The sequence below is a fragment of the Microbacterium aurugineum genome, from assembly GCF_023101205.1.
Taxonomy (GTDB): domain Bacteria; phylum Actinomycetota; class Actinomycetes; order Actinomycetales; family Microbacteriaceae; genus Microbacterium; species Microbacterium aurugineum.
The window spans coordinates 2,393,201-2,407,385 of the sequence record NZ_CP078078.1 but is presented as its reverse complement, the minus strand read 5'-3'; the positions used below and the strand labels follow the sequence as shown (position 1 = coordinate 2,407,385).

Annotated in this window: 13 protein-coding genes; 6 read left to right on the top strand and 7 right to left on the bottom strand. The window is 68.1% G+C overall.

Annotated features, from left to right (window positions below):
- Positions 1-50: 50 nt before the first annotated feature.
- The 4 genes from KV397_RS11630 to KV397_RS11615 form a co-directional block, all read right to left on the bottom strand.
- Positions 51-1,223 (bottom strand): ABC transporter substrate-binding protein, encoded by a 1,173-nt coding sequence (locus tag KV397_RS11630; protein WP_047521669.1) that lies wholly within the window; start codon positions 1,221-1,223, stop codon positions 51-53.
- 67 nt (positions 1,224-1,290) lie between these two features.
- Entirely contained in the window at positions 1,291-1,680 is a 390-nt protein-coding gene (locus KV397_RS11625) for a nuclear transport factor 2 family protein (protein WP_047521667.1), read from the bottom strand.
- 24 nt (positions 1,681-1,704) lie between these two features.
- Positions 1,705-2,493: a molybdenum cofactor biosynthesis F family protein gene (locus tag KV397_RS11620; protein WP_261811327.1), complete on the bottom strand. Its 789-nt coding sequence runs from the start codon at positions 2,491-2,493 to the stop codon at positions 1,705-1,707.
- Positions 2,494-2,722: 229 nt separating this feature from the next.
- Positions 2,723-3,679, bottom strand: coding sequence for an AraC-like ligand-binding domain-containing protein (locus tag KV397_RS11615; RefSeq protein WP_047521664.1), 957 nt, complete (start codon positions 3,677-3,679; stop codon positions 2,723-2,725).
- 102 nt (positions 3,680-3,781) lie between these two features.
- On the opposite strand from KV397_RS11615, the gene KV397_RS11610 reads away from it, so the two are divergent.
- Complete coding sequence (locus KV397_RS11610) at positions 3,782-4,888, top strand: DUF998 domain-containing protein (RefSeq protein ID WP_256536055.1); 1,107 nt, start codon at positions 3,782-3,784, stop codon at positions 4,886-4,888.
- A gap of 18 nt (positions 4,889-4,906) precedes the next feature.
- Here the strand turns inward: KV397_RS11610 and KV397_RS11605 are convergent, their stop codons facing one another.
- Positions 4,907-5,764, bottom strand: a complete 858-nt coding sequence (locus tag KV397_RS11605; protein WP_047521658.1) for a MurR/RpiR family transcriptional regulator — start codon at positions 5,762-5,764, stop codon at positions 4,907-4,909.
- Between the two features lie 134 nt (positions 5,765-5,898).
- On the opposite strand from KV397_RS11605, the gene KV397_RS11600 reads away from it, so the two are divergent.
- A complete protein-coding gene (locus KV397_RS11600; RefSeq protein ID WP_165875489.1) occupies positions 5,899-6,792 on the top strand; it encodes an N-acetylglucosamine kinase in 894 nt (297 codons plus the stop codon).
- Positions 6,782-7,717: an N-acetylmuramic acid 6-phosphate etherase gene (gene murQ / locus KV397_RS11595; RefSeq protein ID WP_261811326.1), complete on the top strand. Its 936-nt coding sequence runs from the start codon at positions 6,782-6,784 to the stop codon at positions 7,715-7,717. The genes KV397_RS11600 and murQ overlap by 11 nt, the downstream gene beginning before the upstream one ends.
- A gap of 260 nt (positions 7,718-7,977) precedes the next feature.
- On the opposite strand, the gene KV397_RS11590 is transcribed toward murQ, so the two are convergent.
- Both KV397_RS11590 and KV397_RS11585 read right to left on the bottom strand, forming a co-directional pair.
- Entirely contained in the window at positions 7,978-9,963 is a 1,986-nt protein-coding gene (locus KV397_RS11590; protein WP_261811325.1) for a primary-amine oxidase, read from the bottom strand.
- Between the two features lie 94 nt (positions 9,964-10,057).
- Positions 10,058-10,642: a TetR/AcrR family transcriptional regulator gene (locus KV397_RS11585; protein ID WP_261811324.1), complete on the bottom strand. Its 585-nt coding sequence runs from the start codon at positions 10,640-10,642 to the stop codon at positions 10,058-10,060.
- 66 nt (positions 10,643-10,708) lie between these two features.
- Here KV397_RS11585 and KV397_RS11580 point away from each other — a divergent pair, with 66 nt between their 5' ends.
- The 3 genes from KV397_RS11580 (at position 10,709) to KV397_RS11570 (ending at position 14,169) form a co-directional block, all read left to right on the top strand.
- The gene (locus KV397_RS11580; protein WP_261811323.1) at positions 10,709-11,260 is read left to right on the top strand and encodes a hypothetical protein; all 552 of its coding nucleotides are present in this window, start codon (positions 10,709-10,711) and stop codon (positions 11,258-11,260) included.
- A gap of 39 nt (positions 11,261-11,299) precedes the next feature.
- Complete coding sequence (locus KV397_RS11575) at positions 11,300-11,965, top strand: SDR family oxidoreductase (protein WP_261811322.1); 666 nt, start codon at positions 11,300-11,302, stop codon at positions 11,963-11,965.
- Between the two features lie 1,418 nt (positions 11,966-13,383).
- A complete protein-coding gene (locus KV397_RS11570; RefSeq protein ID WP_261811321.1) occupies positions 13,384-14,169 on the top strand; it encodes a tetratricopeptide repeat protein in 786 nt (261 codons plus the stop codon).
- The last annotated feature ends 16 nt before the right edge of the window (positions 14,170-14,185 follow it).

The window sequence follows — 14,185 nt, the reverse complement described above, 5'->3', positions numbered from 1 at the left end:
GGGGAGGGGGCCTGCCGCCGGGAATGCGCCCGACGGCAGGCGAGGGGTGGCTACTCGCCGATGCGGAGCCAGTCGTCGGCGACCTTCTCCCAGGCGTTGGTGCCGGACTCGAGGACGATGGGCCAGCCCGCGGTGTTCTGCGTGCCGAACGCGTACGGCGTCCCGACCATCGGGTTCTCGATCGGCTCCATGCTCTTCAGAGCCTCGGAGACGGTCTCGCGGGTGATGTCGCCGTCCATGCCCTCGAGCACCTCGATGAAGTACTTCGCGGCGAGGTAGCCGCCCTGACTGAACGAGGTGAGCGGGATGTCGTTGGCCTCCATCAACTCGCGCCAGTCGGCGTTGATCTCGTCGTCGTCGGTGAACGGGTAGAACTCGGCCGGGACGTAGATGCCGGCGCCCGCGTTGTCGATCGCGTCGGCGAAGTTCTCGCTGTAGACGCTGGTGAGGTACAGCCAGGTCACGTCATCCCAGCCCTGGGCGTTCGCGGCCTTGACCTGGCCGATCGCGTCGGGTTCCACCGGGTTGATCGCCAGTGCCTTGCAGCCCTGGTCCCGCGCCTTGACGATGTAGGGCGTGTAGTCGGAAGCGCCGTACGGGACGGTGTCGTCGACGTACTTCGGCTCCTTGCCGGTGATCTCGGTCCACTTGTCGATCGCGGCCTGGTAGGTCGGACGGGTCGAGCCGGCGATCTCGAGCAGGATGCAGATGTCGTCCATGCCGAGCACCTCGGAGCCGTACTGCAGCGTGAGGGTCATATCGTTGAACGGTCCGACGTTCGCCGGAGAGATGTTGTCACTGGCGAAGCAGCCCGTGTCCACCCCGATGCCGGGCATCGAGAGGATGCCCTCCTGCTCGTAGTACTTGGCGTTGATCTCGCACTCGATCAGGCTGGCGGAGCCGACGAGCGCGACCGCGCCGTCACTGCCGACCAGTTCCCGGGCGGAGGCCGTGGCCGTGGCCGGGTCGCCCTTGTCGTCCAGCATCTTGTAGTCGATCGTGCGTCCGTCGAGCCCGCCCGCGTCGTTGAACGCGTCGAACACGGCGGCAGCAGCCTGGGAGGCCTCCGGGAAGGTCGCCGGGCCGCTGATGGTGTTGACGGAGCCGACGACGATCGGGTCGCCCCCGCCTCCGCCTGCGCCGCCGTCTCCACCGGCGCAGCCGGCGAGGGTGAGGGCGGCCACGGCGAGGAGCGCCGCAGTGCCGGATGCTCGTGTGTTCATGTGCTTCCTGCCTCTCGTGTTCAGGTGGTGCTGTGTCAGGTGGTGCGGTGTGGGGATGGTGCGGTGTTCAGGTGCGCAGCGCGCGGTTGACGAGTTCCGTGTCGGTGAACTGCTCGAAGGCGACGACCTGGCCGCCGGAGACCCGCCACACGTGTGCGACACGTGCGGCGAAGAACCGCCCGGTCTGCCTGTACGTGCCGGAGTAGGTGCCGATGCCCACGACGACATCGCCGCCGTCGACGACCTCGTCGATCGCGACGGTGTAGTCGTCCCACTCCTCCTGGATGCGGCCGAACACGTTCCGGGCCACGGCGTCGGGACCGATGTAGGTGCCGGCGTACGGGAAGCCGGCGGCCTCCGTCCACTGGATGTCGGCGGCGAACGGGGCCAGCATCCCGTCGAGGTCACCGCGGTCGTTGGCGGCGTAGTGCTCTCGGATCAGGTCTGCGTTGCTCATGGGGTCTCCTCGGATGCCGGAGGGTCAGACGGGCTGTGCGTCGGGGTAGACGACGGAGCCCAGCGGATAGATGTGGCCGCCGCCGCGGGAGTGCTCGGCGTCGCCGTCCCCGTTGAGTCCGAGGAAGACCCCGGTGGTCATGAGCTGATAGCCGAGGTCGTGCAACCACACGCTGGCCACGGCGATGCGGAACTCGCGGAAGCAGAACAGGTACAGGCCGTCGGCGAACTTCCACACGGTCGACAGGTCCATGTCTCCGTGGCCCCGCTGCACGCCCTCCACGCACTGCCAGGCGTAGCGCTGGCTGGAGATGTACACGTGCTCGTACAGGTGGTGCGGGCTGTAGCGGTAGAGGTTGCGCTTGCCGATGAGGTCGCGGCTCGGGCCGGGGGCTTCCCCGCTCACGGGAACTCCGTCGATCGTCGCCGCCCAGAAATCCTGGCCGACCTGAGGCATCCCCTCGACGGCTTCGGCGGCGATCCGGGAGCGGATGACGGTGGCCCGGTTCGTGCCGGTCGAGAACACGACGGTGATCGCTTCACGGGGGCGGCTCTGCAGCGGGACGTTGACGAACACCACGTCCTCCCGCACCCGCACGGCATCGTACGGGTCGGCTCCGGATGCCTCGAGGCCGTTCCAGGTGACGATGTCGTCGGCGAACCGCAGGGTCAGCGCCGATCCGTCGTCGAGCGTGAGGGCGAGGTCGGTTCCGGTGAGCGTCGTGTTCGGCAGCCGGAACGTGTCGATTCCCGCGGCGAACTCGTCATAGGTGCGCCACTGGTCGAGGGCGGGGTCGGCGGAAATGTCGGTCATCGGGGTCCTGACGTGGCACGCGGCGGGGCCGCATCGCCCCGGGCACCGCCTCATCGCGGTGCGCTTGCCTCATGCTGTGTCCGCGCCCGTCATCCCCTCAAGGTCGCAGCCGCCATCGCGCGCCGAGAGTCAACCGGCGTGCCCTCCGGGGCAAGCGCGGTGCGGGATCGAAAACGGGCGCCACGGCGCTCGCCGAGGAGCGTCATCGATCCCGCAGCGGGACCGGGTGTCAGTGTCCGGCGCGGTACTCGCTGGGGGAGACCCCGAAGGTCGACTTGAACGCCCGGCTGAAGTGCGCGGCGTCGACGAAGCCCCACCGGGCGGCGATCGCTGCGACCGGACGGTCGGCGAGCATCGGGTCGAGCAGATCCCGGCGGCACTGTTCGAGGCGGCGGGTGCGGATCCAGGTCGAGACGGTGACTCCCTGCTCCTGGAAGAGCCCGTGCAGATGGCGCGTGGAGATGAAGTGCGCGGCGGCGATCGATGCGGGGCCGAGGTCCGTCGAGGCCAGGTTGCGGTCGATGTGGGCGCGGATGCGCTGGACGAGAGCGCGGTGCGGGTCGGCCGATACCTGGTCGAGTCCGAGTTCGCGGGTGAAGACGGTGGTCACGAGGTCGAGCCCGCTGTGCGCGAGGCGTGCGCCGGTCGTGCCGGCGAGCTGATCCAGGTTGCCGGCGAGTTGCGTGAGATACGGCACGACCATGCCGCCGAGGCCTTCGTGACCGGAGATCCGCACCGCGGTGAGCTGTCCGACCATGTCCGCGGGAAGGCTGATGAGATGCTTCGGGAACATCACGACCATGGTGCGAAAGTCCTCGTCGAACACCAGGGAGTACGGGCGGTCCGTGTCGTACACGGCGAGGTCACCGGCCTGCAGCACGGCCTCGCGGTCGTCTTGGATCAGCAGACCGGTGCCGGCGAGCATCAGGCTGACCTTGAAGTACGAGCGGTCACCACGGGCGATGAGCTCGGGGGTGCGCTCGACGATGTGCGAGGTCGCGCGCACGTCGCTCACGTGCACCTCGTCCACGGAGGCACCGCGGATCACCCCGCGGAAGTGGTCGGGGCCCTCGGTCGTGACCTGCAACGGGACGAACGACTCGGAGACGGCCGCGCGGAAGTCGCTGATGTTGCGCGCGACGAGCGTGGAAACCGATTCGGCGGTGGCGGCGGGTGCACCGTTCATGACTGATCACCTCGGGATGGTGGAACGACGACGTTGTATACGATCCGTTCCGCGATGGTATCACCGGCTCCGCCCGCGTGGGCGACTTCTAGGATGTGGACCGTGACCGAACGACCGATGAAGACGCTCGCCGACCGTGTGCTGCAGGTGCTGCGACAGGTCCGCGGGCCGGACGCCTCCGATGCGGTGTTCGAGGCCACGGCCCTGATCGTGGGCAGTGCCTTCCTCGTGATCGGTTTCTTGGTGGCGCTGCCGGTGTTCTGGGGTCACGAGCTGGCGATCAGCGGTTCCGGCTCGATCGGCGTCTTCGCCGCCTTCGGGGGTGCGCTCGCCGCCGCGATCGCCTTCGCTCTCGGGCGCCTCGCCGTCCGTCCGGAGGAGGTCGATCCCGGGGCTGCGCGCGACGGCTTCAGCGTTCCGGGTGATCGGCTGCGCTGGTACGACCTGGCCGCCATCGCCTTCGCGCACGCGGCGATCGCGTACCTGGGATGGCTCGGGGTCGCCGAGCTCCTCGAGCGGAGCTTCACGGACGCCCCGGTCTACGCGTTCCCCGGTGCCGTGCTGGTGGCCGTGGCGTTCGCGCTGACCGGATACGTCTCGTTCCTCAGCGCGGTCGCTCTCACGCCGATGGTGCTCTCCCTCGTGCTCGCGGTGTTCCTGGTCGTGGGGGCGTTCGCGAGCATGCTCGCCTCCAGCGATGTGCACTGGTGGCGCGACAACCTCTCGGCGCTGGGCATGAGCAGCAACAGCTCCTCGATCGCGTTCAACACCACGCTTGTCATCGCCGGGATCATGGTGACGACGATCTCCCGCTACGCGACGGCGGGTCTGCCCGCGGAGGATCCGGTGGATCGCCGCGGGCGGTTCATGGTGAGGGGAGGCCTGATCCTGCTCGGGATCCTGCTCGCCTGCGTCGGTCTCTTCCCCGTCGACGAGTTCTTCCTGCTGCACAACACCGTGGCGACCGGGATGTGCGTGGTGTTCGCGGTCATCGTGGTGGGTCTGCCCTGGTTCCTCCGCACGATCCCGCGGGTTTTCGTGGGTCTGGGGTGGGCCTACGTGCTCGTGATCATCCTGCTCGCCGCCTTCTTCGCCGTCGGCTACTACAACCTCACCGCCGTCGAGCTGATCGCGGCCGTGCTGATCTTCAGCTGGATCATCGTGTTCCTGCGCACCGCAGGCTCGATCGGTGCGCGCGCGACCACGTGAGCGGTCGGTCGTCCGGCCTCAGTCGCGGAGCGCGCGCGTCGCCTCGCGGGTGCGCTGCAGAGCGTCGACGGTCTCGGTGAACCGTCGTTTGGCCACACCGATGAACAGGCAGTCGACGAGGGCGAGCTGTGCGATCCTGCTGACCATCGCTCCGGCGCGGAAGGTCGATTCGCGCACCTCGGTGAACAGGGCGTGGTCGGCCGCGCGTGCGAGGGGGGAGTCCTTCGCCGACGTCACCGCCACCGTGGCGGAGCCGTTGGCACGGGCGGTCTCGAGGAAGCGGACGGTCTCGATCGTCGATCCCGCGTGGGAGAACCCGATCGCGACGGTGGGCGCTGACTGCAGGACGCTGGCGGCGACCGCCTCGTGGGAGTCCGAGAGCACATGCGCATTGCGTCCGACGCGCAGAAGCTTGTGTGCGAGGTCTTCGGCCACGAATTGGCTCGCCCCGATGCCGTAGAGCAGGATGCGGTCGGCGCTGTCGATCGCGTCGATCGCCGCTTCGAGCACGTCGAAGTCGAGCTGCGCGACGGTCTCCTCGATGGCCAGCAGTTCGAGTGCGGCGAGCTTCGACACCGCCTCCTGCAGGGTGTCCTCATCGGATATCTCCGATCCGAAGGCTCCGCGGGCGGAGAACTGGGCCGCTTCCTTGCCGAGCTCGGTCGCCAGCGCCATGCGCAGCGGGGCGTAGCCGCTGAATCCGATCGCCCGGCAGAACCGCACCACGGAGGCGACCGAGGTCCGGCACTCGTCCGCCAGTTCGTTGATGGTCTTGTCGATGACGATCGAGGGGTTCTCTCGGACCACCGCGGCGATGCGTGCGAGCGACGGCGGCAGGGTCGAGGCGGCGGCTTCGATCGTCGACTGGATGCTCAATCAGTCCTCCGGGGGTGTGGGATTCTCAGTATGTCGTGACGGGGCTCACGACAAGGATGGTAAATTCTTTTCAGAGAGTCTATGTCGCATGTAGTCTCTTTTCGTTACGTCCCGACCGAGTCCGAGGAGAGCCGATGACCGCGCAGTCGACCGCATCCGTCGATCTCGGCAAGTCACGGTGCCGAGTCGTCATCCACGACGCTACGCGTATCGAGCGCTCGGGGACGGGAGCGCCCGGGCTCGCCGCGGCAGGCGGCGTCGATGCCGCTCTCGATGCGATCCTCCCGCTGCTCGCCGATGCACCGGTCCTCGACAGCATCGGGGTCGGTGCCGCCGGGGGCTGGCTCGCCCCGGAAGCCGCCCGGGAACTCGCGGGGCGCCTGGCCGCGGCGACCGCGGCGCGGGTCGCCGTCGCCTCCGATGTTGTCACCGCCCATGCCGGTGCCCTCGAGGGGGCGCCCGGTGTGCTCCTGATCGCCGGCACCGGTGCCGCGGCACTCGGGATCGACGCCGATGGCGTCAGACTCGTCGACGGCTGGGGTCCCGAGCTCGGAGATCTCGGCAGTGGATCGTGGCTCGGCCGCGAGGGGCTTCGCGCCGTGCTGCGTGCGGACGACGGACTCGGCCCGGCGACCGCGCTCACCGCCGCGCTCGCGGATCCGGTCGGCGCTGCCTCCGACATCCAGGGCTGGCTCGCCCGGAGCGCGCCGCTGGCCCGCCATCTCGCCACCCTGGCGCCTCTCGTCCTCGACACGGCGGAAGCGGGCGACCCGGTCGCCTCGGGCATCGTGACCGAGGGGGTCCGACTGCTCACCGCGACCGCGGTCGCCGCCTCAGCAGTGACCTGCGACGTGGTCGTGCACGGAGGGCTCGCCGAACACTCCTGGTTCCGCGCCGCCCTCGGATCCTCCCTCCTCGCCGCCGGTCGCCGTGTCGTACCGGCTGCGGGCGACGCCCTCGACGGCGCGCAGTTGCTCGCGCGCCGCGATGATCTCCCCCATGAAAGGTTCGTGCACCGTGCCGAATGACACCCCCCGTCTCGCCGCTCTCCTCTCGGTGCTGGAGAACCTCGACACCGAGGCCTCCACGACCGAGCGCGGCGACCTGGACCTCCTCGGTACCGCCGAGCTCGTGCGGAGGATGAACGCCGAGGACCGCCGCGTACCCGAAGCCGTCGCCGAGCGCGCCGAGGAGATCGCCGCGGCCGTCGACGGCATCACCGCGCGGTTCCGGCGCGGGGGACGACTCATCTACATCGGAGCCGGGACCGCGGGGCGCGTCGGTGTGCTCGACGCGAGCGAGTGCCCGCCCACGTTCGGCACGGATCCTTCACTGGTCGTCGGCCTGATCGCCGGCGGGGAGATCGCGATCCGCTCGGCCGTCGAGAATGCCGAGGACGACGCCGACGCAGCGGGTGCCTCCCTGCGCGAGCTCGACCTGTCCGAGAGCGACACCGTCGTGGGCATCTCCGCCTCAGGACGCACGCCCTACGTCGTCGGTGGCCTGGAGTACGCCCGCAGTGTCGGGGCGCTCACGGTCGCGATCGCGTCCAACGCCGCATCCGAGATCGGTGCCGTCGCGGAGATCGCGATCGAAGTCGTCACCGGGCCCGAGTTCATCTCCGGCTCCACGCGCCTGAAGTCCGGTACCGCGCAGAAGCTCGTGGTCAACATGCTCACGACGCTCTCGATGATCAACCTCGGCAAGACCTACCGCGGCGTGATGGTCGACCTGCTCGCGACCAACGAGAAGCTGCGTGCGCGGTCGATCCGCACGGTCTCGCAGCTCGCCGGCGTCGGGATCGAGGAAGCCGCCGCCGCTCTGGAGGGGGCGGACGGCTCCGTCAAGCTCGCCCTGCTGATGCTCGCCAGCGGTGCGTCGCCGCAGTCCGCGGCCTCGGCTCTCGAGGGTGCCGACGGCATCCTCCGCGACGCCATCGCCGCGCTCGCCTGACCCTCCCTCCGCTCGCTCCTGCGTCCGCTCCTGTCGCATCCGCTCCTGTCGCGTCCCCTCCCGGTTCGCTCCGGTCGCGAATTCGCTCCGGTCGCCGTCCGTTCCCGTCGCGAATCCGCACCTCTCTCAACGTTCCCGTCGCGAATTCGCATCCTAATTGCCCGGATTCGCGACCATTTCGCGACCGGAGCATGGGGTTTCGCGACCGGAGCATGGGGTTTCGCGACCGGAGCGTGGGGTTTCGCGACCGGAGCGCGCGGTCAGTGCTCGCACGTGCAGGTGCCTCCGCCGCAGCAGCTGCCGGATGAGACCGCGTGCGCCTGCGAGGATTCGGGCACATCCATCGCGGGGTTCTGGTCGAGGAAGCCGTTGGGCTTGAACCGGAACCCGGCGGTGTCGACGGGCATGATCGGCCAGTCCTCCGTGCGCGGGAAGTGCGTGAGGCCGAACGTGTGCCAGAGCACCATGTCCTCGCCGTCGATCGGCCGGTCGCCTGCGGTGTAGGCGGGGAGTCCGCCGCCGCCCTGGTGTGCGTTGGGATACCGTCCCGCAGGCCAGATCTGACCGTGTTCGTAGTGTGTCGCCCAGAGGTGCTTGGTGGCGAACGCGGCGCGCGCGGCGACCGAGGACTCCGGATCGGCCATGAGCAGCGCGGTGGGCTCGGGGACGAGGTGATACGCGGTCGGCCGCCCGACGTGATTCGTGCGGGACGTGCTCTGCACCTCCCAGACGCGCGCGACGGAGGAGTCTGCGTCACGCTGCGCGGCGGTCTCGGTCGTGAGCGGGGTCTCGGACCAGCTGAACGCGTTGCCGAACGGGTTGTCCGGCCCCATCGGCACGCGCTGTGCGTCCACCTCGACGAGCCGATTCCGGTCGCCGTCGATGGCGACGTCGAGTCGCGCGCAGAACAGGTGCTGGTGCACGGGCGCGAAGACGCCCGGGGCGAGTTCGGTCGCGTGGCGCTGCCGGACGCCGGGCTCGCCGCCGCCCACGAACACGATGCCGGTGGCCTTGGCGACGACCTCGATCGAACCGTCCAGGCCGAAGTACCAGTAGAAGCCGTAGTCGTAGTTGCCGATCGTGGAGAAGTACGAGACCACGAACCGGCGGGAGCGGCGCACGTCGGCGCGGCCCGCGAGGTCGGTGTGCTTCCAGAGGATCCCGTCGTCCTCCTCGTGCATGCAGACCACGTTCGGGATGCGCACCGGGTTGCCGTGGTCGTCGGCCACGTAGCCGTCGAGGTAGCGGATCACGCCCAGGCAGTCGCAGCCGAGTTCGAGGTGGTTGGCGTTCTTGCCGAGGAGATATTCGCCGGCATCGAAGTAGCTGATCCAGAAGCGGCCGGGGGCGGTGTCGCCGTAGGGGACCACCATCTCGGGAACGCTGGCGCGGCTGAGCACGGAGCGGTCCTGGAAGGTGACGTCGTGCAGCACGAGGCCTTCGCGGGCGTTGAAGTCGACACGCATCGACCAGCCCTCCCACTCGACGAGCGAGCCGGTGACGGTGAAGCTCGGTCCCTTCGGCTGCGTGATCTCGATCGGCTTGAGCGAGGTGCGCGCCTCGCCCTGCACCTCGGGGTAGTAGTTGCCGTGGCCGGCGGGCACGGGCACGTCGCCGTGGTCCTCGACGCGGATGACGCTGTTCGAGGTGAGGTCGATGTGCACGACGAGTCCTTCGACGGGGTGCGCCCACGGGGAGTCCTGCTCGTCGTACTTGAGGAACGTCAGGGAGCGGATCACGCGGCGACCGACTTCATCGGCACGACCGGTGTAGCCCGGGGCGAGCGGTCCGCAGAACGCGAGGTCCATGTGGTCGGCGAGGCCGCGGCGCGTCATGGCCGCCTGCCACTCGGGGGAGGCCTTCGCGATCGCCTCGGCGCGTTCGTACTCCTCGAACAGGTACTGCGGCTGGCCGTAGGGCGGGGCGTCATTCGGCACGCGTTCGGTGCGCAGGACCTCGCCGCGGGTGATCGACACGATGGCTTCGGTCGCGACGCCGGTCGCCGTGTCGAGCAGTGTCACGTCGACGCGGCGGTCGATGGGGGAGCCGGGGGTCCAGGCGGCGAACTCCTGCTTCGTGGGCTCATCGGGCAGCAGCATCGGCACGCGGGTGGTCTCGGTCAGGAGCCCGGCCGCGTCGAGGATGGCTCGGGCGGCGGCGATCTCCTCGCCCGAGAGCGGATCGTGCGGGTGCGGGGCCGCGATCTTGTCGAGGGAGACGGGCTGCGGTGCGTGGTGGGACATCATCGACCTCACTATTTTCGAGCAGATGCTCAATAAACGGGTTGCGATGATGATACGACGGCTCGTCGCAGGTCCACAAGCGCCGTTTTCGCGGGGCTCAGGCGCGCCAGGGGGCGAGGATGCTGTCCAGGACGGCGAGATGCGCCGCCGCGGGCTGAGGTTCGGTGACCTCGACGATCTGCTGTCCGTACGTGATCGAGCGCAGCAAGGCCATCACGGCGTCGGCGGGGGTGTCGGCGCGCAGCTCTCCGTCGTCCACCGCTTCGGCCAGGGCGAGACGGATGCTGTCCTGCCAGGTCGCGAGGGTCGGGGCACCCGCGTCGGGGGTCGGCGCGAGGGCGGCCAGGCGCCCCCAGAAGCCGACGACCACGTGCGCTTCCGTGCGGGTGTCGTCGTCGATCGGAAGGACCTCGCGCATCAGTGCGTGCAGCCGGTCCAGTCCCCGGAGGCCGTCTGTGGCGGCGGCGATGCGGGTGTCGGTGCGGCGCGTCACCTCGGCGGCGGCGGCGCGCACGACCTCGTCGAATCCGTCGAAGTAGTGCCAGAGCGAGCCGGTGGCGACGCCGAGCTCCTTGGCGACGGCGCGCGAGGAGACGCTTTCGTGTCCATCGCGGGCGGCGACGGCGAGCAGCGCCTCGGCGATCTGCCGGCGGCGCTCATCATGGTCGACGATGCGGGGCACGTGCCCATCTTGTCGCATCCGACCTAGGTCTAGCGTTATTGAGCGATCGATCAATATACTTCCCGGATGGAGCTCCTCCTTCCCGCAGCACCGTGGCTGATGGCTGTGGCGGCGATCGTCGCTGCGGTCGCCTGCATCGGTGCGTGGCGTGCGGTGCCGTGGCAGGGGCGGCAGGCGGCGCTGATCATGGCGGCGGCGATGCTGGCGCTCGCGGTCTCACCCGGCGACGCGCTCGCGGGACTCCTGCTCGGGGTGCTGCTGCTGGTCTCGGCGATGCTCGGAACGATGGGCGTTCGGGGAACTTCGGCGGCCTCCGCGTGCTGTCACCGGGCGCTCGGGTCGCTCGTGATGGCCGTCTGCGCGTTCCAGAGCGCCTCGACGCGCGCGGTGCAGTCAGCCGGTGCAGGCGCGGAGATCGCGGTCTCGGGCCACGGCGGACACGGGATGAACGGCGTCCTCTCCGTTGTGATGCTGGTCGGGGTGGCCGGGGTCGTCGTGTGGACCGTCGTCTCGGAGTGGTTCCTCCCTTCCGTGCATCGTGGCAGGACGGCACGGTTGCTGGCGACGGAATCGTGGGCCATGGCAGCGGGCGTCGTGATCATGTGCGTGGGGTTCTGAAGGCAGCGGGACGCGTGTGCGTTCCGGTACGGTGGCCGGATGCCCCTCGCTCTGATCACCGGCGCTGCCCGGGCGAACAGCATCGCCGCCGGCATCGTCCCTCGTCTGCGTGCGGCCGGGTGGACGGTCGTGACCAGCGATCTCCACGACGCCGACCACCTCGCCGACCTCGCGACCCCCGACGGCCCCGGCGCACTCGTGGATGCGGTCGTCGCCGCGCACGGGCCCATCACCGCGCTCATCCTGAGTCACGCCCACGACGTCGAGTCCGGCATCCTCGACACCACTGCGGAGAGTTTCGACAGGCACGTCGCCGTGAACGCGCGGGCGAGTCTGCTGCTGATCGCGGCCTTCGCGCGTCAGGTCGGCGATGACGGGGGAGTGATCCTGGCGCTCACCAGCGACCACGTGACCGGGAACCTGCCCTACGGTGCATCGAAGGGCGCACTCGACCGGCTCGTGATCTCGGCCGCTCGTGAGCTCGGTCCTCGTGGGATCTCCGCGAACGTGCTGAACCCGGGACCGATCGACACCGGCTGGATGGACGACGAGACGCGGGCCTCGCTCGGAGCGATGACCCCTCTGGGGCGGTTGGGGCGTCCGGCGGATGTCGCCGCGGTCGTGGAGTTCCTCGTGTCGGATGAGGGGCGCTGGATCTCCGGTCAGATGCTCCAGTCGGACGGGGCGTTCTCGGCTCGCTACTGAGCGGCGCGCGGCGGGCGGGCGTCGAGGGCTGATCGGGCGCGGCGGGGCCGCAGTCGCGGGTGATCATCCCCTTAAGTCGAAGGAAGTTATGAATTCGTGATGCGGTGCCGCTCGCGGTGAGACCTCAGCATCCGCTATTTGTTTCCTATGCGGCATTCGATCATCGCGGGCGGGAGCTGAGGTCGTGTCGTCGAACAGTGTGCAGAGTCTTCTCAAGCCACTCCGAACCAGCCGTCCGCTCGCACCGGGCGGGTGCTTCAAAGTCGGACGCTTCCATGTCTCGTCATAGCGATGAGGGCCGTTCGGGACGACTTGGGCGCGCGGGGAGACTTGCGGTGGCTTCTGTCTACAGCGGCCTGGTCCCAGCGCTGATCCCTGCGAGTCCATCAGCAAGAGATGCACTCGGCCCTCTTCGATTCCTCGCCGTCGCGCTACTCCTGCTTACGGTATGGCTTTGGGTTCGACTTCCTTTCACAGGCGTGGCAATCAAGGGTGACGATGTGCGCGTGCGCGGCTGGTGGTCGCGCAGAGTGTTCAAGCGCGGGGATCTAAAGCGGTTTCGAGTGCAACCGTATGGGGGCCCCTTCTACTACCTGGCATGGGCAATAGATTCCGGCCCCTTTGAGAGCGGTGAGTTGCACGCTGAATTCAAAGACGGGAGTGCGGTGCGTCTGGGGGGGACTGTGTGTAGTCGGCGCACGGCGAACGAAGTCGCTCGATCCTTGAATCACAGACTGGGGATCCTTTCGGAGCCGGATGCTACACCGCGCGCTCGGACTCGGTCGCCGAGGGGAGCCCTCTCTCGTCGAAGAGGTGTCTAATGGTTCCTACCGGCCGCGTGATCCCTGCTGCGTGGACTCTCCACCAAACGCAGCTTCATCGTCAAATGACGACAGGGAGGCTGGGTGGTGGACAACAGAATCGTGCTCGATTCGAGTTCAAGCGAAGCTCTGGTTTTCTACGATTGGCTTGCGACTGCTCACGAGAAGGAATGGTAGGAGCCGATGAGGCGAGCACAACAACTCCGCCAGGCAGGCTGACGTCATGCTCCACGGGGACGATTTCTTTGTAGGGGTGGAAGCTGACTTCGGCGCAGATCGAGAACTCGCTGACAACAGGAAGGGTTGGCGGTGGCTGACAGTGCGATGCTCGCATTGAGCATGGAGGAAGCGCTCGTGTTGTACGACTGGATAGCGAGAATCAACGACTCTGAGGCTCAAGCTGTTGAGTCAGTCGAACAGAGGGTCCTGTGGGATCTCGAATCGCAACTCGAGTCCCGATTGCCGATGATTTTTGACGCGGACTATTCCGAGCGCGTACGAGAGGCGAGGGACACGATCGGCCAGGATGGTAAGCCCTAGGCAGAACGAGAGGGCATCAATCTGCACCGCTGACCGAAATCGCCTGAGGAGGCACCGGTGAAACCGGATCGACATGCTGCAGAGGATGCGTTTGTCGCGGGGCAATACATGGACTTCTTGCGGGCGGTGTGCGGAAGGGATGGCGCGTGTGACCGAGCGACCATCAGCCGATTGATTCCCACCGTCGACCTGGATTCCGTCGATTTCGAAGCCGGGGCGACGCCAAGCACCCTGTTCGAGCTTGCAGCTGCTGTATGGGGCGTCGACGAGCGTCTGGCGATTTCGATGTTTCGCGAAGCTGCCGATGGCGGCTCAAGCGCAGCGCTCGCAGCACTCGGCGAGAGTCTCAGCTGGATGGGGCACAACGAAGAAGCGGAGGTGTGGTTGAGGAAAGCGATCGCCGCGGAGGCCGGCAACCCCGCTCGACTCGCTGGCCTTCTTGGGGAGAGCTTCGTAAGCGCGGGAAAGTCTACAGATCTCCACGAAGCGGAGGATCTGCTCAAGAAGGGGCTAGAAGACTCGGAGGAATTCGGAGTGCCGTTGGCACACCTCTTGCTCCGTCAAGGTAGGACAGCCGAGGCTCGAGAGTTTCTCGCACGAGCAGTTGCTGCCGACGTCTACGGTGCCGCACTCTTGCTCGGAAACCTCCTTGCCGAGGAACCAGGAGAGCTTGACGCAGCTGAGGCGGCCTACTGGGCGGGCATTTCTAGCGGGGATGGCCATAGTGCACACAACCTTGCGGTGATGTTGCTGGAGAACGGCGAAACCGAGCGCGCACATGAACTTCACGAGCTCGCCAAGCGGATGGGCGATTCGACGCCTCTGGAGGCATCGCCTGACTAAGGGTCAGCGCAGCTAC

Bases quoted from the DNA above. Each gene is read 5' to 3' on its own strand.
- KV397_RS11620 (WP_261811327.1), bottom strand. From the start codon at position 2,493: ATGACCGACATTTCCGCCGACCCCGCCCTCGACCAGTGGCGCACCTAT.
- KV397_RS11580 (WP_261811323.1), top strand. From the start codon at position 10,709: ATGGAGCTCCTCCTTCCCGCAGCACCGTGGCTGATGGCTGTGGCGGCG.
- KV397_RS11575 (WP_261811322.1), top strand. From the start codon at position 11,300: ATGCCCCTCGCTCTGATCACCGGCGCTGCCCGGGCGAACAGCATCGCC.
- KV397_RS11630 (WP_047521669.1), bottom strand. From the start codon at position 1,223: ATGAACACACGAGCATCCGGCACTGCGGCGCTCCTCGCCGTGGCCGCC.
- KV397_RS11590 (WP_261811325.1), bottom strand. From the start codon at position 9,963: ATGATGTCCCACCACGCACCGCAGCCCGTCTCCCTCGACAAGATCGCG.
- KV397_RS11625 (WP_047521667.1), bottom strand. From the start codon at position 1,680: ATGAGCAACGCAGACCTGATCCGAGAGCACTACGCCGCCAACGACCGC.
- KV397_RS11600 (WP_165875489.1), top strand. From the start codon at position 5,899: ATGACCGCGCAGTCGACCGCATCCGTCGATCTCGGCAAGTCACGGTGC.
- KV397_RS11615 (WP_047521664.1), bottom strand. From the start codon at position 3,679: ATGAACGGTGCACCCGCCGCCACCGCCGAATCGGTTTCCACGCTCGTC.